This window comes from Mammaliicoccus lentus, assembly GCF_002902755.1.
GTDB lineage: Bacteria > Bacillota > Bacilli > Staphylococcales > Staphylococcaceae > Mammaliicoccus > Mammaliicoccus lentus.
Genome location: NZ_PPRS01000013.1, coordinates 14,708 through 36,608, shown reverse-complemented (window position 1 = coordinate 36,608; position 21,901 = coordinate 14,708). Strand labels below are relative to the sequence as shown.

Sequence of the window (21,901 nt, the reverse complement as noted above, 5' to 3'; positions counted from 1 at the left end):
AGTTTTTGAGTATAATCAAGTAACATCAAAATATAATTAAATTATTTAGTTAGTAAGTCGTTCTCTTCTTTGGTCGGAGGTGGAACGACTTTTTTTTAGGGTTTTATTTATAACTTTATTCACAAATATATTTGAATTATCCTAATGCTACTTTACGGTTACATACTGCAACTATAAGATTCTTACAAAACACTTAAAGTATATTTAAAATATTTTAACAAGGAGGTTATAATAATGGATTTTCATAAAATACTAAAAAAGAAAAGAATAGAAGCCCATTTATCTCAAGAAGAATTAGCAGAACAATTAAACATAAGTCGACAATCAATTTCGAAATGGGAAAACGAAAAAGGGTATCCAAATATTGAAACACTCCTAAAAATAAGTGAAATATTCAATATCACAGTAGATGAGCTTTTAAAAGGAGATGATTACTTGAAAAATAAAATAATTCAAGACAGCAAAAAATTAAAATACCCAAAATGGAAATCTTTCTTTGATATTTTAATTTTTATAGGTTTGATATTCATAATTGCAAAAATAATTGTATTTATAATTACTAAAGTAACTGGTAACGAAATTGTTTTCTTATCAGGGTCTATAATTTATTCATTCGGGCCACTATTTTTAATGATTATTGGAGCTATTGGTACTGATATATTAAGCAAAAAGTATAAGTAATGCTTTATTGAAGTTGAGTCTCCAAACCCTTAATAATCCCAAAACTTAATTTTGGTAGGGGTGTAAGCAACTTCTTTTTATTTTGTTAATAATAAAAGACTATCAAAAAACTTGGTCTAATTAGATCAAGTTTTTCTATTGATCTACAAAGCTTTTAATTGTTTCATAAAGCTTATTTCGTTTGAAGAAACCTAATAGTCTTTTATCTTTTCATTCTCTAAATAAAAAATATCTGTTCCATCAAAACTTATCTTTGTCCCTTCTTTTGCTTTCGCACCTTCCATATTACCATTATAAATACCAGTAAAATTCCATCTAGCTGAAATATAATTATCTTCACTAATAGGCCCTATTACTAATTTCATTTTATATTCTCTAAAATAATATCTACTTGTATTAATCATCTCTTTTAACGCGCTAGGGCCTTTAAGTATTTCTGAATCTTGTTCATCAATTCTTGATTGATGAACTGTACAACTATCATCAGCAATTTCATCTAATAAGTCTATATCGTTATTCCAAGCTTCAATCCATAAATTATATATTTCTTTACCATTCATATTCACCACTCCTTTGATTTATTATATAACAGTATAATATTTCATTATCCCATTTCCAAAGTATATATTACTAAATATTACTTTATTGAAGTTGAGCCTCCAAAACCTTAATATTCCCAAAACTTGTAGACGAATGGTCGGCATAGCAAGAGCTATGAAGCCGACCATTCGTCTACAAGTTTTGTTAAGAGTTTCTTCTCAACGATCAATAAATTTTCTCAGCATAAAAGCTTGTTATAATTTAATAAGCATCTTTTATCTTTTCACTTCTAAAAATAGAAATAGTGAATGAAAGTAGTCACCAAATTTTATTGGTGGATTTTTTATTTTGTTAAATCTTAGGTACTTTATTGAAAATCATAAATCAAAATACTAAAGATTAATTAATAACTGCAACCCAAATCTCGCTATAAGCAATATTTTTATTTGAATCATTAAATTTAGTAAATGAAAACATTGGTATATCAGCTAACTTATATTCTGTTTCTGGTAACCATTCAGAATAAATTCTAGCGTATGTGTCTTGTAATTTCTTTGGGAATTCACCTTCGTTTTCAAAGACTATCCATTTACTTTTATCGATATTGATAACATCAAGTTGATCACTGATATTATTTTCAGTAGTTAATACACCAATCATATGAGTTAAATGTCCTTCTTCTTTAACAAAATCTTCATCAGCATTATAAGAAACATTTACGATTTCTTTAGGTTCAATATTCTGTAAATTATGCATTTCTTTCTTTTGCATATCAGTAATACTATTTGCTAATTTTTCAATTTCGTCATTAACACCTTCAAATTGCATAGGCACACGTTTTTGAACACCTACTATATTAATTTTTGGCAACTCTACAATTCTAGTTTTCATGTTTAATCCTCCTTTAACATTAATAGCAAATGAAAGTTTTGGATATGAAATCAAAACTTGGTTTTCGTATATTTGAGATGGTAAATATCCACTCCACTCTTTAAAAGATTTTGTAAAACCGTCAATCGAATATCCATATTTTATAGCTACATTTGTTACAGTTTCTTTATTTAATAAGTCTTTGTTAGCAAAATATAATTTTCTCTTTTTTATATATTCAGATAAGCCTACGCCAGTAAGAAATATAAATATATTTCTATAATGCTGCTCGGGTAACCCAACAAAGTTTGCTATATCGAATAAACTCAAATCATTGGTTAAATTCTTATCTATATAATCTATAGAATCGTTTAGATCTTTTAATATCATATCCATCACCTTTCATCTTTATATTAATTAATAACAAAACAAATGACTCGATAATCTATGTATAAAAATTATCGAGTCATTTGTTTATTTCCAAAACTTAAATTCATACTGTCAAAAATCAATCTGCTTTTGCAATTGTTTTCCTTCTTCATTAATTAATAAATACACCATAGCTTGCTCTTTAATATTACTTAATGTAGAGCAGTGTTGCAAGAGATGGTCCCCAAGCATCCACACTTTTCGGCTTTATCTATTTATATGTATAAAAAAGGGAGTGGGGCAGAAATCTCATTTTAATAAATAGATTTCGTAGTCCCACCCCGGGAAGGATGACTAGGATTGGAAAAAGCTTGATATAAGCGCATTTTCAATCCAGTCAGCTACTGCCATTATAATAAATGAGGCTGAGACATGTATTTATGTCCCAGCCTCTTTATCTTTATATTATCCTTCTAAATCAACTGAGTTAATGTCAATGCCTAATGCTTCAGCTACACCTTTACCGTAATCTGGATCTGCTTTGTAGCAGTTACGGATATGACGGTGTTTAACTTCGTCAGTAGTACCTTGCATTTCATTTGCAGTGTTTTGGAAGATACGTTGTTGTTGTTCTGGTGATTGTAGACGGAATAATTTACCTGGTTGCTCGTAGTAGTTATCGTCATCTTCACGGAAATCGTGTTCGTATAATTGTCCTTCTACTTCAAGACCTGGTTTTTTATATTCAGGTTGTGATTCGTGTTTGCTATAACTATTTGGATAATAGTTAATTTCGCTACCAAAGTTACCATCAACTCTCATTTGACCATCTCTAGAGAATGGGCATACGTTTTCCGCAGCTTTAGGAGAGTTAACAGGGATTTGCCAATGGTTAACGCCTAAACGGTAACGTTGAGCATCTCCATATGAGAATAAGCGACCTTGTAACATTTTATCTGGTGAGAAATCAATACCAGGAACGATGTTAGTAGGTGCGAATGCAGCTTGTTCTACATCTTGGAAATAGTTCTCTGGGTTACGGTTTAATTCGAATTCACCAACTGGAATAAGTGGGTATTCGTCTTTGAACCATACTTTAGTTAAATCGAATGGATTGTCTTTATGATTTCTAGCTTGTTCTTCAGTCATAACTTGAATGTACATTTTCCATTTAGGGAAATTGCCTTCTTCGATTGCGTTGAATAAGTCTCTTTGACTTGATTCACGGTCTTTAGCAATAACTTGTTCCGCTTCTTCAGCAGTGTAGTTTTCAATACCTTGTTGAGTTCTGAAGTGGAATTTAACCCATACTCTTTCGCCTTCATCGTTGTACATTGAATAAGTGTGAGAACCGAAACCATGCATGTTACGGAAACCTTTTGGAATACCTCTGTCAGTCATCAAGATTGTTACTTGGTGTAATGCTTCAGGTAAAAGTGTCCAGAAGTCCCAGTTTGATTGTGGGTTATGCATGTTTGTTTTTGGATCACGTTTAACAACGTGGTTTAAACTTGCGAATAATTTAGGATCACGGAAGAAGAATACAGGTGTGTTGTTACCAACTAAGTCCCAGTTACCTTCTTCTGTGTAGAATTTAAGTGCGAAACCACGGATATCACGTTCTGCTTCTGCAGCACCACGTTCACCAGCAACTGTAGAAAAACGTGCAAACATTTCTGTTTGTTTACCGATTTCTGAGAAGATTTTCGCGTTTGTATATTGTGTAATATCATGTGTTACTGTAAAAGTACCAAAAGCACCAGAACCTTTAGCGTGCATACGGCGTTCTGGAATAACCTCTCTATCAAAATGCGCCATTTGTTCTAAGAAATAAATGTCTTGCATTGAGATAGGGCCACGACGACCAGCAGTCATAGTATTTTCACGATCTGATACAGGTGCACCAAAAAGACCTGTAAGTTTTGAATTGTTAGTCATAATTGTCCTCCTATGTTTCCTTAATTATAATAATTCTAATTTCATACTTATTATAATTTAAACTGAGCAAAGAGACAAGTAAAAGAATTATTATAATTAGAAAAAATATAAGTAATTGTGAACATGTTGTTCACTTTAACTACCCTATAGGTGAATAAAATAAACATTTTACAATAAAAATGCTGTATTTTTAAAGTTTTACTTAATATTTATGATAATGAATAAGAATAGTAAAATTTAGCTGAGTGAGAAAATATAACCACAATTGATTATAAAGAATATAAATAATTAAAAAAGAGTACATGAAAATGTACTCTAAACGAAAATTACTATTATTTAGTAGAATTTCTATCGATAAATAATGGTTGTATGTCAATTTGTTTTAGTATGATTTCTTTTGCTTTTTCAGGTCTAATGTCTAACTCTGGAATATCCGTTAAATTAACGTATACATAATCGATATTATTTTGATTATTAGGAATATTTTTAATATGTTCGTCTAAATCAAGTTTGTACATAAATAAAATTTCATGAATAGACGTATTTTGGTATTCAAAGAAATTTTGTATTGTAGTAACGAATTGTACCTCATTACATTCAATGCCTAACTCTTCATTAATTTCTCGCTTAATTGCCGAATCTGAGCTTTCGAAATATTTAACGCGCCCACCAATTAAGGCATAGTAATTCCTTTTTTTATCATAGTGAAAGTAATAGTGATTATTCGATTTAATGATAGCACCAACTCTAATATTTAACATACCATCCCCAGATTGTAATGTTAAGTCCATATCATTCACCCCTTAATGAATTAAAATAATTTCAATATTATTATACCGATAAAGACTAAAGATGCGCCAACAGCTCTTCTTAAAGTAATTCTATACCTTGGCGTGTTAAACATACCGAAGTGATCGATGATTAATCCCATTAGCATTTGTCCAAATATAACAACCATTAATGTTAGTGCAGCACCCAATTCTGGCATTAGTAGAATATTAGTTGTTACAAATACAACTCCTAAAGGTCCACCGATGAAATAAATAAGTTTGATTCTACCTTGCCCTTCCTGGTTTAATTTAAAATGTACTCTTCTAACTATAATAAGAGATAGTATTAGTAATACTATCGTACCAATCGCGAAAGAAATGAGCGATGATAAATAGAAAGATTGAACTTCATATCTTAATGCACTATTGATGGCGGTTTGGATAGGTGGTAAACAACCAGTAAACAAACCTAAAATCATCCAAAATTTTGTGTATTGCGTTTCATTCGTAATAATTCTTGCAGATTTCTTTTTATAATTCATAAATATTATACCAATTAACATCAGCAAAACGCCGCTAATTCTGCCTATATTAATAGTATGAACTTCTGCATCGAATAAGCCAAATTGGTCGATAAATAGTCCCATAATAATTTGACCTGATACTGTCATTACTACTGTCAAAGCAGCGCCAATTCTTGGCAAGAGCAATAAATTTCCTGTTAAGAAAACTACGCCTAGCATACCACCAGTAAACCATACATAAGAAAATTCTTGGTTCATAATGAAAGACGGTGTTAATTTTTGAGGGTTCATTATTAAATTAATAATGATTAATGTTAACGTACCAATTAAAAATGAATAAAAAGAAGCAAGGATAGGCGATTTTGTATAACTTCCTAATCTCGTGTTTATTGATGTTTGAAGTGGTACACATAGACCAGCTACAACACCTAATATAATTAGTAATATCAAGTTAGCTTACTCCTTATCTATTATTTCTTCAGCTTTTTGATAATATAATGCCTGTTCTTTATCAGGTACCATATTACCTCCAGTAGACCACACGAGATGGATTGCATTTTCTGTATCTTTATTAATTTCTATTATATTTTTTACACCATGGAAGCCTGATGTTGCAGATGGTTCTATAAAGATGTTTTCTTGATCTTTTAAAGTTTTTAAATAAAGATATAGTTGATCATCTTCTACAGTACAAGCACCATATAACAATGATGTCATTATATCTCCAACTAGTTTTGAAGGCCTGCTAACAGCTAAACCATCTGCTACAGTCTTACCAGTTAAACCGATATCTTGTACGCTAATGGCATCATGTAATTTAGTAACCATACCTAAAGTCATACAAGGTGCTTCCGTAGGTTCTATAAATACGGGATGAACATTTTTCCCAAAAATCATTTTAAGGCCAAAAGCTACGCCTCCTGGGCCACCACCAACACCACATGGTAAATAAACAAATAGAGGATGATTGTCATCTACAGTGATATTACTTTCCTCAAGTTGTTTATAAACACGAAGTGCACTTACTGCATATCCTAAGAATAAATCACTTGAAGATTCGTCATCTACAAAGTGACAATAAGGATCGTTTTGAGCAAGTTGTCTGCCTTCTTTAACAGCATAGCCATAATCTTGAACGTGTTCTACAACTTCCACACCTTTAGATTTTAATAAAGCTTTTTTCCATTCTTTTGCGTCTTGTGACATATGTACTGTGACTTTAAACCCTAATTTCGCACTCATAATACCTATACTTAAGCCTAAGTTTCCTGTGGAACCTACAGCTATGCGATATTGTGAAAATAAATTTTTGAATTGGTCAGTTGCTAAAATACTATAATCACTATTTTCAGTGAAGTTAGTATTTTTAATAGCTGTTTCTTCTGCAAATTTCAAAACTTCGTAAATACCACCGCGTGCTTTAATAGAACCTGAAATAGGTAAGGCGTGGTCGCCTTACCTATTTCAGGTTCTATATTTTTAAATGTATCTAATGAAAAAATTTGAGACTCGATTTTTCCATTGTTTTCTTTTGTCTCTGGAAAAACTGTTTTTATATATGAAGAAAAACGGCTCAATCTTGCTTCCGCATCTTTAATATCATCAATTGTAAAAGGAAGCGAGGAATCGGACTGATAGTCTGGGTTTTGCCAAAAAATTTCTTCATGGTTTACCATTTTAGAAATGATGGGATTTTGATTTTTAAGTGTTTGTACGTTGAAAGTCATATAATACGCTCCTTTTTATAAACTGTTTTAATCATATCATACAGCTATACTTCAACTATAGATAGTCATGATTTAAAAATAAAAAATCTATACATAACACATTATCCAGGCTAGGTTTGCTTAGAATAAGTTTAGTTATGCATAGATAGATTTAATCTCGAATTAAGATGTATATAAATCTTGAGTTGGCGATGTAATTGGTTCGGTTTGTTTAAGTATTGCTCTCACATATAATATTGAAACAATAATAAATACTACAGCGCCACCAATTAAAGCAGTGTTATAAGGGAGGGATAATCCTTCTGGTGCATATAACACATATACGCTGACAGCTCCTGTCATAAACAATGCTGGAATCCCAGCAACGAGATGTGCTTTATTATATCTAAGTAAATAACTCACACTAACCCATAACATGACAGTTGCGACAATTTGATTTGTGAAACCTACATATCTCCATAAGAATGAATAATCGATTGTAGATAGAAAGAAAGCAGGAATACCAACAGCAAAACTTGCAGCGATCATTAAAGCTTTAGAATTTATGCTCACTTTATCTTTAACAAAATCTTCTATAATCATTCTAGAACTTCTTAATGCAGTGTCACCGGTAGTAATCGGTAAAATAATAACACCTAGTAATGCTAATACACCGCCTACAGGTCCTAGTAATTGAATTGAGATTTGATCTACAACACCTGCTGGTCCTATTGATTGTAACTGACTTGCTAAACCTTTAGTACCACCAAAGAAAGTCATACCAGCTGCTGCCCAAATAAGAGCAATAATACCTTCGGAAATCATGGCACCATAAAATACTTTTCTGCCTTCTGATTCATTTTTAACAGTTCTTGAAATAATAGGGCTTTGAGTACAATGGAAACCAGAAATAGCACCACATGATATTGTTACCATAAGAAGGGGCCATACTGGGATGCCACTAGGATGTAAGTTTTGAACTGTAATTTCTGGAATTGGTTTTCCACTAAATATCAACGCAACTGCTACGCTAACAGCCATCACAATTAAAATAACACCAAATATTGGATAAATACGACCAATTATTTTATTAATAGGAAGAATAGCAGCAAGAATAAAGTACGCAAATATGATAATTAATGCTACCAAGAATGAAATAGGTGTTTTTGATGAAAGTAGTTGTGCTGGACCAGCTACGAAAGCAGCAGCAACTAACACCATAAGCACGACAGATACAATATCTGTAAATACTCTAATAAACTTACCTAAATAATGTTGTACAAGTTTAGGAAACTGTGCGCCACCATGTCTTAAACTAAGCATACCTGAAAAGTAATCATGCACGCCACCTGCGATAATACATCCTACTACTATCCATATAAATGCGACTGGACCATATAATGCACCTGAAACTGCTCCAAAAATAGGTCCAAGCCCCGCTATATTTAATAATTGTATCATCCAACCTTTCCAGGCAGGCATTGGTACAAAGTCCATGTTATCTTGCTTACTATAAGCAGGTGTTTCTTTATCTGGATAGATTTCGAAAACACGCTCTATGTATTTTCCATAAAAAACATAACCTAAAATCAATATGATAATGGAAGAAATAAATGTAATCATCGCTAAAACCTCTTTCAAAATAGAATAACAATAGATTAGCAAAGTTCCGTATACTTAGCAATAAGATTTCAGAAATTTCAGATAATTAATATTGTTAAATTCTACAAATGTTTGCATTAGTAAAAATGTAAAATTATAATTAAAATAAGTCATTTAAAAATATTGGGTAATATGACTTTTATGGGCAGAATTGAATAAGAGGGGGACAATGATATGCAAGAACATCAAATATTAACAATTGATGGTACAGATTATCTTGTAGAAGAAGGTATGAGACTTTTAGATTTTATAAAAGCTCAAGAGTTGTCTTTTGTTCCATCAATTTGTTATAACGAATCACTTGGTCCAATCGAAACGTGTGATTCATGTATTGTTGAAGTAAATGGACAACTTCAAAGAGCATGTAGCACAATGATTGAAAACGGTATGGTTGTAAATACTCAAAAAGAAAATGTTAAATCAGCACAAAAACAAGCACTAGATAGAGTTCTTGAGCACCACGAACTATATTGTACAGTATGTGATTACAATAATGGTGATTGTGAAATTCATAATACTATGGGCGAATTTGGTTTGGAACATCAATCAATACCATTTAAATCTAAAGGTTATGAAGAAGATTTTGGTGCTTTTTATAGATACGATCCAGACCAATGTATATTGTGTGGTAGATGTGTAGAAGTATGCCAAGACGTTCAAGTAAACGAAACTTTAACGATTGATTGGAAACGTCAACAGCCAAGAGTAATTTGGGATAATGATAAAGCAATAGATGAGTCAAGTTGTGTGAACTGTGGACAATGTGTCACAGTGTGTCCTTGTAACGCATTAATGGAAAATGACATGCTCGGACAAGCAGGTTATATGACGGACCAAAAACCTGGTCTACTGCGTTCAATGATAGAGTTAACTAAAAAGGCAGAAACAGGATATGGACCATTGTTTGCTATATCAGATTCTGAAGCGGCAATGCGTGAAGAAACTATCGAAAAGACAAAAACAGTTTGTACATATTGTGGAGTGGGTTGTTCATTCGACGTATGGACTAAAGGTAGAGAAATTCTAAGAGTATTACCACATGAAGATTCTCCAGCTAATCACATTTCAACATGTGTGAAAGGTAAGTTTGCTTGGGATTACGTCAATTCAGAAGACCGTTTATTAAAACCACTTGTACGTAAAGAAGGTTATTTCCAAGAAGTAGAATGGGAAGAAGCAATTGAACTTGTTAGTAAGAAATTCTCTGAAATCAAAAACGAATACGGTAAAGATGCATTAGGATTTATTTCTTCATCTAAATGTACAAATGAAGAATCTTATTTAATGCAAAAGCTATCTAGACAAGTAATTGGTACTAATAATGTAGATAACTGTTCCCGTTATTGCCAATCTCCAGCAACTCAAGGTTTATTTAGAACAGTTGGTTATGGTGGAGACTCAGGTTCAATTGAAGACTTAGAGAAAGCAAATATGGTTATTACTATTGGAACGAATACTGCTGAAGCGCACCCAGTTATCGCAAGTCGCATTAAGAGAGCGCATAAATTACTAGGACAAAAATTATATGTGTTTGATATTAGAAAACACGAGATGGCTGACCGTGCAGATAAGTTTTATCAACCTACACCAGGGACAGATTTAGTATGGTTATCAGCATTGTCCAAATATATTATCGATCAAAATTGGCATAATGAAGCCTTTATTTCTGAATATGTTAATGATTTTGATGAATACTATGAGAGTTTGGCACCATTTACGCTCGAATATGCTGAAGAAAGAACAGGTATTAGTAAAGATGATTTAAAAGCGCTTGCTAAAGAAATTGTTCAAACAGAAGCCGTTTCAATTTGTTGGGCTATGGGTGTAACACAACATCGCGTAGGTAGTGACACAAGTACAGCTATATCTAACCTTTTACTAGTGACTGGTAACTATATGAGACCAGGAACAGGAGCTTATCCATTAAGAGGACATAATAACGTTCAAGGATGTAGTGATATGGGCAGTATGCCTAATACATTACCTGGTTATCAAGATGTTACTGATGCAAAAATACGTCAACCATTTGAAAAAGCGTGGAATGTAGAGTTAGATAGTGAAGTTGGATTAGACAATCATGAAATGATAGATAGTATACATGAAGGTGAATTACGTTCACTATATATAAAAGGTGAAGATACAGGGGTAGTCGATGCTAACCTTAACTATGTTAGATCTGCTTTTGAAAAAATAGACTTCTTAGTTGTGCAGGATCTATTCTTCTCAAAAACAGCAGAATTTGCAGACGTTGTTTTACCCGCGTCACCATCATTAGAGAAAGATGGGACATTTACGAATACTGAAAGACGTATTCAAAGAATTAATAAAGCATTAGATCCGCTTGGAGATTCCAAACCAGATTGGGAAATTATTCAATTGATTGCTCAATCATTAGGAGCAGACTGGGATTATAAACATCCTAGTGAAATTTGGTTTGAAGCACAAAGTTTAATGCCGTTAGTAAGAGGCGCAACATACGATAGATTAGAAGGTTATAATAGTTTACAATGGCCGATGAATGAAGATGGTTCTGATACACCATTACTATATACTGAGCAATTCCATTTCCCTGATGGTAGGGCGAGATTGTACCCATTAGAATTCAATGTAGAATCTAAAAAGACTGAAGAAATGTCACTTCATGTTAATAATGGGCGAGTATTAGAACATTTCCATGAAGGTAATATGACATATCAAGTACCTGGTTTAGCTTATAAATTACCAAAGAATTTCTGTGAAATTTCAAAAGAATTGGCAGAAGAACATGGTATAGAAAGCGGTGCACGAGTGAAAGTCACATCTAAAGCTGGTACAACAGAATTGAATGTACAAGTTACAGATAGAGTGTCAGGTAATCATATTTACATTCCATTGAACGACCAAAACGAAGGTGCACCAAACTTTGTTACAGATAGTGACGTTGATAAGGATACGAATACACCAGCATATAAAGATAACTATGCAAAGCTTGAAGTCATTACAAAAAATGGTCGTGCGCCAATACCAAAACACAATTATAGATTTGGTACGAGAAATCCACAAATCAGTGTTAGAGTTCAAGATAAATGGGAAAGACCAGATTATACATTCCCAAATAAAGGTGGCGAATTATAATGGGTGAGAGAATTAGAGTCATTAAACGAATGGAAGAGCCGAAAGAATACAAAATTGAAAAGGATATGGAAATCCTGCAAGAAAGATTGAGCGATAAAAAAATTGCTATTGAAAAAGGAATAGATATACTCGATGCTTTAGAAAAAGCAGAAGCATTAGATGCTGTACATGCAGCTATCGTTCAAAGAAAAGTTATAACGGGGAACATTGTAACAGAATTAAATAAAGAACAGTATGAAGGTATATTAGATAATATAGGCAACGTATTGTTTATGTTTGGAGATTTAGATTTAGAAGAAGCTTCTGTATTTGTGAAAAAGATAAATAACGGAATGAGAGTAGCAAATAGAGCCAATTCGAATAATAAAACTTCAGTTAAAGATTTATTAGGCGCATTAAAAGACCCAGAAATAAATAGCAGTATAACAATGCTGTTGAATTTCTTAAAAGGTATGAGCAGAGAAGAATAATGAAATGAAGGAGAGTCCGGGACATAAATAATTGTTCTGGGCTCTATTTTTATATTATTTAAAAATATAAAATAAACGGTTTTATTGATATTTGTTATATTTTAAGATAAGTTTATAACGTAATATGGTTATATTAAAAGAAAAGGTGTGAGAATCATTAACTTTTTGAAAGATAGATTCACCCTAATATTAGGACTCATTATTATATTTGTATTTATTATTTTATTAATTATTTTCGAGTCTCCTTTTTTCAAGAATCATCAAACACATACTTATGAAGAAGCTTTGGAAATTCAGACAAAGAGTGATTCACCAGCTGTGACACAAAAAGATAATAAATTTGTGTATGCAGATAAGAAAGATATCGATAAGTATATGGATATTGATAAGAGTAAAACAGATTTACAATTCATGGATATATCTGAAAAAGTTGATATATCTGAAAAACAAGTTAAAGATATTTTAAAAGATAAAGGTGTTTTGAAAGGTAAAGAAAAAGCATTTTTAAACGCACAAGATAAGTATAATATTAATATTATTTATTTATTAAGTCATGCTTTCATAGAAACTGGAAACGGCAATTCTGAGTTGGCTAGCGGTGTTAAAATGTCCAATGGAAAAACTTTTTATAACTTTTATGGCATTGGTGCTTTTGATCAAGACGCAGTTGAAACAGGAAGCAGTTATGCGCGTAAGAAGGGGTGGACTTCACCTGAAAAAGCAATAGATGGTGGCGCAAGATTTGTAAGGAAAGATTATCTAGATAATGGACAAGATACTTTATACAAAATGAGGTGGAATCCTTACAATCCAGGACAGCATTTATATGCGACTGATGTGAACTGGGCGACAAGTATTGGTAAGATTATGGAAAGTTATTATGATAAACATGATTTAAAGAAAGCTGAAATATATAAAGATTATTATAAATAATAGATAACTCTAGTTCTTAATATTGATAATAAGAACCCCGAAAGTTACTAATAATTTAACTTTTGGGGTTTATTAATTGAACTGGGGTTATTTATCGTAATGACTTCATGTTAAAATATAGTTATATTAATTATAATTGAGAAGTAAAGATTTTTATTTTAAAGAAAGTAGTGAACAAAATGAAAATAGCAGTAATTGGTGGGGGAATAGGTGGCTTAACTGCTGCTGGTTTACTTTATCAAACGGGGCATGATGTACAAGTTTATGAAAAAAGAAATGACTTGAATCAAGTAGGTGCTGGGATAGGCATTGGAAGCAATGTACTAAAAGCATTAAAGCCTTACAAAATGACATATGCAATTGAACAAGAAGGACAAGCCCTTAACAAAATCGAAATTCGAACTAATTTAGATTCATTTTTAAACACTTTAAAAATGAACCAAGATGAAGAACAAAATATAACAATTCATAGAAGTGTTTTGCATGAAATATTAAAAACACATGTACCTCCAGAACGTATAAATTTAGATTATAAATTAAAAGAATTTAAACAAACTCCAGATAATATAAGGTTATATTTTGAAAATGGGCAAGAAGCAGAAGCTGATTTAGTTATCGCAGCAGATGGCTTGAATTCAAATATTAGGAAACAAATTCAACCAAAATCTGAACCTAAATACGCAGGGTATACTTGTTTCAGAGGCGTTGTAAATGAAAACTTGAATATTGATCGAACTACTGCATTAGAATATTGGGGACATAAAGGTAGATTTGGAATTGTACCTTTAAAGGATGACGAATTATATTGGTTCTGTACAATGAATGCCAAAGAGAACGATTTACAGTTTAAATCATTCGAAAAGCCTCATCTTCAAGCATATTTTAATCAATATCCTGATAAAGTACGTAATGTATTAGACGCTCAAGAAGAACTTGGTATTTTGCACCATGATATGTATGACCTTACACCATTAAAATCATTCATTTCAGGAAGAGTAGTATTATTAGGTGATGCAGCTCATGCAACGACGCCAAATATGGGACAAGGAGCAGGACAAGCTATTGAAGATGCTGTTACTTTAACCAACTTATTAAAAGAAAAAGACGTTGATGCAGCATTAAAAAGATACAATAAACTAAGAGTTAAGCACACTAGAAAAGTAATTAAAAAATCTAGGAAAATTGGAAAAGCTGGACAGGCATCCAATACGATGAAAATAAAAATGAGAAATAAAATGCTGAAATCTATGTCTTCAAAATCATTAAGTAAAAAAGTTAAATTTTTACAAAAAGCGAAATTAAAATAATTTATGAATAGGCTAATTAAAAATTAAGAAAGGGAGTGGGACAGAAATCTCATTTTATTAAAAAGATTTCGTAGTCCCACCTCGGCAAGGATGACTAGGTAAGAAAAAAACTTGTTATAAGCGCATTCTCATACCAGTCAGCTACTGCCAATACAAAAAGAGAGTCTGGGACAATTATTTATGTCCCAGACTCTTTTAACATAACTGAACTGATTTTTAATGTGAAATATCTGAAGTTGAAATGCCTGTCGCTGATTTAACTTGCACTTCTTGGAATTTATCATGAGATTCTGATTTGCCTAAGAAAGTCCCTAAAAATGCACCAATAAATCCTGCTGGAACTGATATGATTGCAGGGTTTGATAATGGGAATATTGGTGACATTGTAATAAATGCTGTTCCTTCTGGGTTCATGACATTTGGACTTAATATTACGAGTACAAGTGACACAATTAAGCCAACAGCTATACCAGTAATTGCACCATGAGTATTAAATCTCTTCCAAAATATTGTGAATATAATAACAGGTAAATTTGCGCTTGCTGCGACACAGAATGCTAATGATACTAAGAACGCTACATTTAAATTCTGTGCAAATAAGGCTAGTATAATAGATACAACTGAAACCGCTAATGATGCTAATTTTGCTGCTTTCATTTGCTCACGCTCACTAATTTTCCCTTTTTTTATAACTTGCCCGTAAATATCATGCGCGAAAGCAGATGCTCCAGTCAATACTAATCCAGCTACTACTGCTAATATCGTAGCAAATGCTACGGCTGAAACAAATGACATTAAGAAGTCTCCGCCTAACTTTGCAGCTAATAATGGGGCTGCCATATTACCAGCAGGGTTAGCGTTTATGATTTCTTCACGTGTTAATAATGCAGCCGCACCAAATCCTAGTAATATCGTTAAAATATAAAATATACCAATAATCCATGTTGCCCACATTACAGAAGATCTTGCTGTTTTGGCATCTTTAACTGTAAAGAATCGCATCAGTATGTGAGGTAAACCTGCTGTACCAAATAGTAAAGCAATAATTAGTGAGATATTATCTAAAGGCGGTTTACCTTGTGAGCCAGGGTTGATAAATTCACTTTTAAAAGCAGGTGATTTAATATTGTGCATTTCACCAAACATAGTAGAAAGATTGAAATTAAAATGTAATAGCACTAAAAATGAAATAATAATAGTACCAATCATAAGTAATACAGCTTTAACCATTTGAACCCAACTTGTTGCAGTCATACCACCAAACAATACATAAATTGTCATCATGATACCGACCAAAATAACAGCAAGTGTATAAGGTATACCGAATAGCAATTGAATAAGTGCACCAGCTCCAACTAATTGAGCTAACATATAGAAAATAACAATAGTAATGGAAGATACTGCTGCCATTGCTCTAACTTTTTTTAGCTCAAATCGTGCAGCAATCATATCTGCTAAAGTATATTTACCTAAGTTTCTTAAAGGCTCTGCAACAATGTATAACACAATGAGATACGCGGTTAAATAACCGATACTATAGAAGAAACCATCAAATCCCCATAATGCGATGGCACCCGCTATACCTAAAAATGATGCAGCTGATAAGTAATCACCAGCAATTGCTAACCCATTTTGCCAACCTGTTAACCCGCCTCCAGCAGTATAAAAGTCATTTGCTGATTGCGTTCTTTTAGATGCAAAATATGTAATAAACAATGTAATACTAACAAATAGTATAAACATAACGACGACAATTACATTCATTTGTTTTGCCCCTCTCTATGCGCCATTAATAATGCTTCAGCATCTTTATCAAAAGATTTAGCTTTACGCATATATAAAGTGACAAGAGTCCATACCATAATGAATAATAATAATGCGTAAATCCATGCCCAAGAGATATTCCAAAATGCAATATTATTCAAGATATTTGTATATCCAGTCAATACTGGAAATAGCAGTGTAGCAAAAATAAAGAATATAGATATAGGAAATATAAAGTTATTTCTTTTTTTCACAAGTTCTTTAAACTTTGGATCTGCTGCTAAACGCTTGAAATCATGCTCAGCCATACTTATAACCCCCTTGTTTTTTGGATGTAAAAATACATCTTAAGTTTCATTTTATTGATTGTTCACAAAGTTGTCAATATTTTATTGATAACGCTTACATTAATAAAAATTCATCAAGAAAATGTGAATAAAGTATTTAAGAGAAAAAATACAATATAGATATATGAATATTTAGAAAAGTTTGATTATAAGTATTGACGTTAAAGGTAAACATCAATATAATTCTTATCATAATAATAAGAATTCGGAAGGGATAAATGTTATGATAGAATTTAAAAATGTGAATAAAATTTTCCAACAAAAGAATTCTGAAATACAAGCACTTAAAGATGTAAGTTTTAAAGTAGAAGAGCAAGATATATTCGGTGTTATCGGATATAGCGGTGCGGGGAAGAGTACTTTAATTAGGTTAGTGAATGTATTAGAAGAAAAGACATCTGGAGAAGTATTAGTAGACGGTCATGATGTGAATAAATATTCGAAGAAAAAGTTACAAGTCATTAAGAAAAATATAGGAATGATATTTCAACATTTTAACTTGTTAAATTCAAAGACAGTTTTTAATAACGTAGCTATGCCTTTAATTTTACAAGGTAAAAATAAAAATGACATTAAAGATAAAGTGAATGAATTGCTTGAATTTGTTGGTTTAGAAGACAAAGGTAAACAATATCCAAATGAATTATCAGGTGGTCAAAAACAAAGAGTAGCAATTGCTAGAGCATTAGTTACAGATCCTAAAATCTTATTATGTGATGAGGCAACAAGTGCGCTTGATCCTGCAACTACAGATTCAATTTTAAAACTGCTAAAGAGAGTTAACGAACAATTTGGAGTCACAATATTATTAATTACACATGAAATGAGTGTTATCCAACAAATATGCAATAAAGTAGCGGTTATGGAAAATGGTGAAGTTATTGAAATTGGTCCTGTATTAGATGTGTTTAGTCACCCCCAAACATCAACTGCTAAAAACTTTGTATCAACTGTGATAACTACAGATATATCTTCAAACTTAAGAAAACTTATTCCTGAAGATAAAACTGCTACAGACATTAAATTATACATAGATGGTGAACAAGTGACACATAGTATTATCAATGATTTAATCACTAAATTCCACGTACAAATAAATATACTGTTTGCATCAATGTCAGACATTCAAGGTACACCAGTAGGTTATTTAACACTACGTCTGAATGGAGAACAAGAAGCAATTCAAAATAGTTTTCAGTATTTAACAGATTTAAATATTGAATATGAGGAGGTTGAAGCATAATGTTTGGATCATCTTTAGATTCATCTCAACTATATGACGCTATATACCAAACGCTATACATGGTTACTGTTTCTTTAGTAATCGGTGCATTAATTGGTATTCCTTTAGGTATTTTACTTGTTATAACTAGAAAGAATGGTATTTGGCCAAATGCTTTTATATATCATGTGCTAAATCCAGTTATTAATATATTCCGTTCGGTACCGTTTATTATTTTACTTATTGCTATTGTACCTTTTACTAAAATGATTGTGGGTACATCTATTGGAACTTCTGCAGCAATAGTACCTTTAACAGTCTATGTTGCGCCTTACATTGCAAGATTAGTAGAGAACTCACTGTTAGAAGTGAATTCAGGCGTCATAGAAGCGGCACATTCTATGGGAGCATCACCGTTTCAAATTATTCGACATTTCTTATTACCTGAAGCACTAGGGTCTTTAATTCTAGCATTAACAACATCTATTATCGGTTTAATTGGTGCTACAGCGATGGCCGGTGCAGTAGGTGGAGGCGGTATTGGTGACTTAGCTTTAGCTTATGGTTATCAACGTTTTGATACAATTGTTATTGTTATTACGGTCGTTATTCTAGTCATTATGGTACAACTTATCCAATCTTTAGGTAATGTATTGTCTAAAATTGTAAGAAGAAGTTAAAAAAGTATTGACTTAGAGTAATATGATAGGTATTATCAGAATTAATCAAATAAAAATTATCAAGAGAGATTGAGGGATATGGCCCGATGAAATCTCAGCAGCGGACTCTATAAAGAGAACTGTGCTAAATCCATCAAGTTTTAAACTTGGCAGATAAAGTTAATCCCTTTTGAGCTAAGCTTAAAAGGGATTTCTATTTATATACATAAGAAAAGGAGCGAATAAAATGAAAAAAGTATTAACATTATTAATGACATTAGTTTTACTATTAGCAGCATGTGGTGATAAAAAAGATGATAAAAAGGTAACAGTGGGTATCGCTTCAAATGATACTGCTGTATGGGATAAAGTAGCAGAATTAGCTAAAAAAGAAGATATTAATGTAGAGGTTAAACAATTTTCGGATTATAACGTTCCCAATAAAGCATTGTCAGACGGTGATATTGATTTAAACTCATTCCAACATTTTGCATTTTTAGATCAATTCCAAAGAGCAAATAAAGGAACAGAAATCACACCAATTAGAACAACTGTGTTCGCTCCACTGGGTATTTATTCTAATCAAATAAAAGATATTAAAAATTTAAAAGACGGTGCTAAAGTTGTTATACCAAACGACGTTTCTAATCAAGCTAGAGCTTTAAAATTATTAGAAAAAGCAGGGTATATTAAATTGAAGAAAGACTTTGGATTAGATGGTGGTCCTAAAGATATAGTTGAAAATAAAAAGAATTTAAATATTAAAGCAGTCGATGCTCAACAAACAGCTAGAGCGTTAGATGAAGTAGATATCGCTGTTATAAATAATGGTGTTGCATCTAAAGCAGGATTAAATCCTAAGAAAGACCCTATCTATTCAGAAAACCCAGATGCAAATGCTGCTAAACCATATATCAACTTTATAGCTGCAAATACAAAAGATAAAGATAATAAAACTTTAAAAAGAGTTGCTGAGCTATACCATTCAGAAGAAGCGAAAGAAGCTCTGAAAGAAGACACTAAAGACGGAGAAATTGTAGTTGATTTAAAACAAGAAGAAATTAAAGAAATACAAGATTCATTAAAATAAAAAAGATTCGGCTCCCCCAAGCCGAATCTTTTTTTGTTATTTTTTTAGAGAATTTAAATATAGTTGACCTTTTTCATGGTCATATTTATTTTCCCATTTTGAAATAACGACTGTAGAGAGTGCGTTTCCTACTACGTTAACACACGTTCTCATCATATCTAATAATCTATCGATACCAATGATTAATGCTAAACCTTCTGGATTTAATCCCATCGATCCTAGAGTGGTAATTAATACAACAATAGAAGTACCAGGAACAGCAGCCATACCTTTAGACGTGATCATTAAAGTGAACATTAGAATAAGTTGTTCTACTAGACTTAAATGTACGCCATACATTTGAGCAACAAATAACGCTGCTATAGATTGGTACAAAGCAGAACCATCTAAGTTAAAAGTATATCCTGTAGGTACTACAAAGGATACGATATCTTTTGGTGCACCGAATTTTTCCATTTTTTCCATCACTGAAGGTAAAACAGTTTCAGAACTTGATGTTGAGAAAGCAAGTAATAAATCATCTTTCAATATGCGAACAATTGAAAAAATGTTAATACCACAAATTTTGGCTACTATGCCTAAAACAACAACAATAAAGAATATCATAGCACCTACAACAACAGCTAATAGCTTAACTAATGGAATTAATGCAGATAATCCAAATGTCATAATCGTTACACAAATAAAAGCAAATACACCATATGGTGCAAGTCGTAGAATTCTATGAATCATCCAAAATACAGCTTCTAGTGCACCTCCAAGAACATCCTTAACAGGCTGTCCTTTCTCTCCAATTGCAGCAATAGCTAATCCGAAGAATACAGCAAAGAATATAATTGGGAGTAACTCTCCTGCAGCTAAAGCTTCGAATATATTAGTAGGAATAATGCTTACAATTGTATCTATTATATGATTTCCATAAGTAGATTTTTCTGCTGCATCAGCAGTGCTTTCATATGTAGAAATATCGCCTTTAGGCAATTTATCTGCATCTAATCCTAAACCTGGTTTAAATAAATTACCGAATATAATACCTAAACCAATAGCAATAGTTGTAATGATTTCAAAGTAAAGTAATGTTTTCCAACCATATCTACCGACTGTATGCATATCGCCAACATTAGATATTGATAATGCTAATGAACAAAACACAATAGGAATTACAATCATTTTAATAAGGTTTAAAAATACATCACCGACTGGTTGTATAAATTTAATAAGTTGATCTTGTCCATTTAAAAAATAGCCTACAACAACACCTAATATTAAAGCAATTAATATTTGAGTAGGTAGACTTATATATCTTCTTCTTGGTTTTTTAAGGTTTTCTTTCAAAAAATTTCCTCCTTTAAAGCACTATAGTTTTTAATACAAAAAAATTATGCGATTCCATCTTAGGAATTGCACAAATGATGTTTAAAAAGGGGACGTATAAATATATGTATTCTTGAGTGTAAAAGAATACAAGTTATTTTATCATGATTAATAATTAAAGTAATGAGCCTCTTTTATCTTTAAAAAGAAAAAAAACACTTTTTTATACAAAAAGTGTTTTAATTATTTCTATTTAATGAAGCGAATAGATAATGGTGGTAAATAAGTTTCACCTTGATAAGCTTTAACTGCGCCAATAATGGTGAAGATAAATACTAAAATTGCTAATATTGGAAGTAAAATAATGCCAATAATAATCAAACATAGTACTCCAGCAACTATTCCCCATATTGTATAAGAAATAAAGAAGTTTAAATAATCTTTACCAATTCGATCTACAAAAGAAGATTCATCTCTTTTAATCAACCATATAATTAAAGGTGCAATTAATGCAGTAAATAGACTCGTTAAATATATGAGCATCCCGAATAAACGTTCATCATCATTAGTAGATGTTTGATTATCAATATTTATATTATTTTCTTCATGAATTGTAGATTC

General features: G+C 31.9%; 18 protein-coding genes, 1 pseudogene and 1 riboswitch. Of the genes and pseudogenes, 8 read left to right on the top strand and 11 right to left on the bottom strand.

Annotated features, from left to right (window positions below; genetic code table 11):
* The first annotated feature begins 234 nt into the window (after nucleotides 1-234).
* Nucleotides 235-681, top strand: a complete 447-nt coding sequence (locus CD135_RS05845) for a helix-turn-helix domain-containing protein (RefSeq protein ID WP_017001147.1) — start codon at nucleotides 235-237, stop codon at nucleotides 679-681.
* Nucleotides 682-872: 191 nt separating this feature from the next.
* Here CD135_RS05845 and CD135_RS05840 read toward each other — a convergent pair whose 3' ends face one another.
* The 7 genes and pseudogenes from CD135_RS05840 to CD135_RS05810 all read right to left on the bottom strand — a co-directional run bounded on the left by CD135_RS05840 (nucleotide 873) and on the right by CD135_RS05810 (nucleotide 9,021).
* Nucleotides 873-1,241 carry an ester cyclase gene (locus CD135_RS05840; protein WP_017001148.1) on the bottom strand — a complete coding sequence of 123 codons (369 nt, stop codon included), beginning with the start codon at nucleotides 1,239-1,241 and terminating at the stop codon, nucleotides 873-875.
* Between the two features lie 379 nt (nucleotides 1,242-1,620).
* The gene (locus tag CD135_RS05835; protein WP_017001149.1) at nucleotides 1,621-2,481 is read right to left on the bottom strand and encodes a GyrI-like domain-containing protein; all 861 of its coding nucleotides are present in this window, start codon (nucleotides 2,479-2,481) and stop codon (nucleotides 1,621-1,623) included.
* A 444-nt stretch (nucleotides 2,482-2,925) separates the two neighbouring features.
* Nucleotides 2,926-4,398 carry a catalase gene (locus tag CD135_RS05830; protein ID WP_017000942.1) on the bottom strand — a complete coding sequence of 491 codons (1,473 nt, stop codon included), beginning with the start codon at nucleotides 4,396-4,398 and terminating at the stop codon, nucleotides 2,926-2,928.
* 332 nt (nucleotides 4,399-4,730) lie between these two features.
* Complete coding sequence (locus tag CD135_RS05825; protein ID WP_103269003.1) at nucleotides 4,731-5,189, bottom strand: NUDIX hydrolase; 459 nt, start codon at nucleotides 5,187-5,189, stop codon at nucleotides 4,731-4,733.
* Nucleotides 5,190-5,209: 20 nt separating this feature from the next.
* Nucleotides 5,210-6,142, bottom strand: a complete 933-nt coding sequence (locus CD135_RS05820) for a DMT family transporter (RefSeq protein ID WP_017000944.1) — start codon at nucleotides 6,140-6,142, stop codon at nucleotides 5,210-5,212.
* 6 nt (nucleotides 6,143-6,148) lie between these two features.
* Nucleotides 6,149-7,419: pseudogene (locus CD135_RS05815) on the bottom strand (D-serine ammonia-lyase).
* 162 nt (nucleotides 7,420-7,581) lie between these two features.
* Nucleotides 7,582-9,021, bottom strand: a complete 1,440-nt coding sequence (locus tag CD135_RS05810) for a carbon starvation CstA family protein (RefSeq protein ID WP_017000946.1) — start codon at nucleotides 9,019-9,021, stop codon at nucleotides 7,582-7,584.
* Nucleotides 9,022-9,234: 213 nt separating this feature from the next.
* Here CD135_RS05810 and fdhF point away from each other — a divergent pair, with 213 nt between their 5' ends.
* The 4 genes from fdhF (at nucleotide 9,235) to CD135_RS05790 (ending at nucleotide 14,884) form a co-directional block, all read left to right on the top strand.
* Nucleotides 9,235-12,174 carry a formate dehydrogenase subunit alpha gene (gene fdhF / locus CD135_RS05805; protein WP_103269002.1) on the top strand — a complete coding sequence of 980 codons (2,940 nt, stop codon included), beginning with the start codon at nucleotides 9,235-9,237 and terminating at the stop codon, nucleotides 12,172-12,174.
* Nucleotides 12,174-12,644, top strand: coding sequence for a helical membrane plugin domain-containing protein (locus CD135_RS05800; protein WP_103269001.1), 471 nt, complete (start codon nucleotides 12,174-12,176; stop codon nucleotides 12,642-12,644). Before fdhF ends, CD135_RS05800 begins: the two co-directional genes overlap by 1 nt.
* 153 nt (nucleotides 12,645-12,797) lie before the next feature.
* Nucleotides 12,798-13,577 (top strand): N-acetylglucosaminidase, encoded by a 780-nt coding sequence (locus tag CD135_RS05795; protein WP_369917462.1) that lies wholly within the window; start codon nucleotides 12,798-12,800, stop codon nucleotides 13,575-13,577.
* A 179-nt stretch (nucleotides 13,578-13,756) separates the two neighbouring features.
* Nucleotides 13,757-14,884, top strand: a complete 1,128-nt coding sequence (locus CD135_RS05790; RefSeq protein WP_103268999.1) for an FAD-dependent monooxygenase — start codon at nucleotides 13,757-13,759, stop codon at nucleotides 14,882-14,884.
* 216 nt (nucleotides 14,885-15,100) lie between these two features.
* On the opposite strand, the gene CD135_RS05785 is transcribed toward CD135_RS05790, so the two are convergent.
* Both CD135_RS05785 and CD135_RS05780 read right to left on the bottom strand, forming a co-directional pair.
* A complete protein-coding gene (locus tag CD135_RS05785) occupies nucleotides 15,101-16,648 on the bottom strand; it encodes a solute symporter family protein (protein ID WP_103268998.1) in 1,548 nt (515 codons plus the stop codon).
* Nucleotides 16,645-16,956: a DUF485 domain-containing protein gene (locus CD135_RS05780; protein WP_017000898.1), complete on the bottom strand. Its 312-nt coding sequence runs from the start codon at nucleotides 16,954-16,956 to the stop codon at nucleotides 16,645-16,647. The genes CD135_RS05785 and CD135_RS05780 overlap by 4 nt, the downstream gene beginning before the upstream one ends.
* Nucleotides 16,957-17,218: 262 nt before the next feature.
* Here CD135_RS05780 and CD135_RS05775 point away from each other — a divergent pair, with 262 nt between their 5' ends.
* The 3 genes from CD135_RS05775 (at nucleotide 17,219) to gmpC (ending at nucleotide 19,966) form a co-directional block, all read left to right on the top strand.
* Nucleotides 17,219-18,238, top strand: coding sequence for a methionine ABC transporter ATP-binding protein (locus CD135_RS05775; protein ID WP_017000900.1), 1,020 nt, complete (start codon nucleotides 17,219-17,221; stop codon nucleotides 18,236-18,238).
* Nucleotides 18,238-18,897, top strand: coding sequence for a methionine ABC transporter permease (locus tag CD135_RS05770; protein ID WP_017000902.1), 660 nt, complete (start codon nucleotides 18,238-18,240; stop codon nucleotides 18,895-18,897). Before CD135_RS05775 ends, CD135_RS05770 begins: the two co-directional genes overlap by 1 nt.
* Nucleotides 18,898-18,950: 53 nt before the next feature.
* A riboswitch (SAM riboswitch) is annotated at nucleotides 18,951-19,057 on the top strand.
* Between the two features lie 66 nt (nucleotides 19,058-19,123).
* On the top strand, nucleotides 19,124-19,966 hold the full coding sequence (gmpC, locus tag CD135_RS05765; RefSeq protein WP_103268997.1) for a dipeptide ABC transporter glycylmethionine-binding lipoprotein: 843 nt from the start codon (nucleotides 19,124-19,126) through the stop codon (nucleotides 19,964-19,966).
* A gap of 36 nt (nucleotides 19,967-20,002) precedes the next feature.
* On the opposite strand, the gene CD135_RS05760 is transcribed toward gmpC, so the two are convergent.
* On the bottom strand, nucleotides 20,003-21,301 hold the full coding sequence (locus CD135_RS05760; protein WP_017000905.1) for a cation:dicarboxylate symporter family transporter: 1,299 nt from the start codon (nucleotides 21,299-21,301) through the stop codon (nucleotides 20,003-20,005).
* Between the two features lie 228 nt (nucleotides 21,302-21,529).
* Nucleotides 21,530-21,892 (bottom strand): DUF4870 domain-containing protein, encoded by a 363-nt coding sequence (locus CD135_RS05755; protein WP_037539434.1) that lies wholly within the window; start codon nucleotides 21,890-21,892, stop codon nucleotides 21,530-21,532.
* Nucleotides 21,893-21,901: the final 9 nt, after the last annotated feature.

Coding starts and splice junctions, on each gene's coding strand:
- CD135_RS05845 (WP_017001147.1), top strand. CDS start 235: ATGGATTTTCATAAAATACTAAAAAAGAAAAGAATAGAAGCCCATTTA.
- CD135_RS05840 (WP_017001148.1), bottom strand. CDS start 1,241: ATGAATGGTAAAGAAATATATAATTTATGGATTGAAGCTTGGAATAAC.
- CD135_RS05835 (WP_017001149.1), bottom strand. CDS start 2,481: ATGATATTAAAAGATCTAAACGATTCTATAGATTATATAGATAAGAAT.
- CD135_RS05830 (WP_017000942.1), bottom strand. CDS start 4,398: ATGACTAACAATTCAAAACTTACAGGTCTTTTTGGTGCACCTGTATCA.
- CD135_RS05825 (WP_103269003.1), bottom strand. CDS start 5,189: ATGGACTTAACATTACAATCTGGGGATGGTATGTTAAATATTAGAGTT.
- CD135_RS05810 (WP_017000946.1), bottom strand. CDS start 9,021: ATGATTACATTTATTTCTTCCATTATCATATTGATTTTAGGTTATGTT.
- fdhF (WP_103269002.1), top strand. CDS start 9,235: ATGCAAGAACATCAAATATTAACAATTGATGGTACAGATTATCTTGTA.
- CD135_RS05800 (WP_103269001.1), top strand. CDS start 12,174: ATGGGTGAGAGAATTAGAGTCATTAAACGAATGGAAGAGCCGAAAGAA.
- CD135_RS05790 (WP_103268999.1), top strand. CDS start 13,757: ATGAAAATAGCAGTAATTGGTGGGGGAATAGGTGGCTTAACTGCTGCT.
- CD135_RS05785 (WP_103268998.1), bottom strand. CDS start 16,648: ATGAATGTAATTGTCGTCGTTATGTTTATACTATTTGTTAGTATTACA.
- CD135_RS05780 (WP_017000898.1), bottom strand. CDS start 16,956: ATGGCTGAGCATGATTTCAAGCGTTTAGCAGCAGATCCAAAGTTTAAA.
- CD135_RS05775 (WP_017000900.1), top strand. CDS start 17,219: ATGATAGAATTTAAAAATGTGAATAAAATTTTCCAACAAAAGAATTCT.
- CD135_RS05770 (WP_017000902.1), top strand. CDS start 18,238: ATGTTTGGATCATCTTTAGATTCATCTCAACTATATGACGCTATATAC.
- gmpC (WP_103268997.1), top strand. CDS start 19,124: ATGAAAAAAGTATTAACATTATTAATGACATTAGTTTTACTATTAGCA.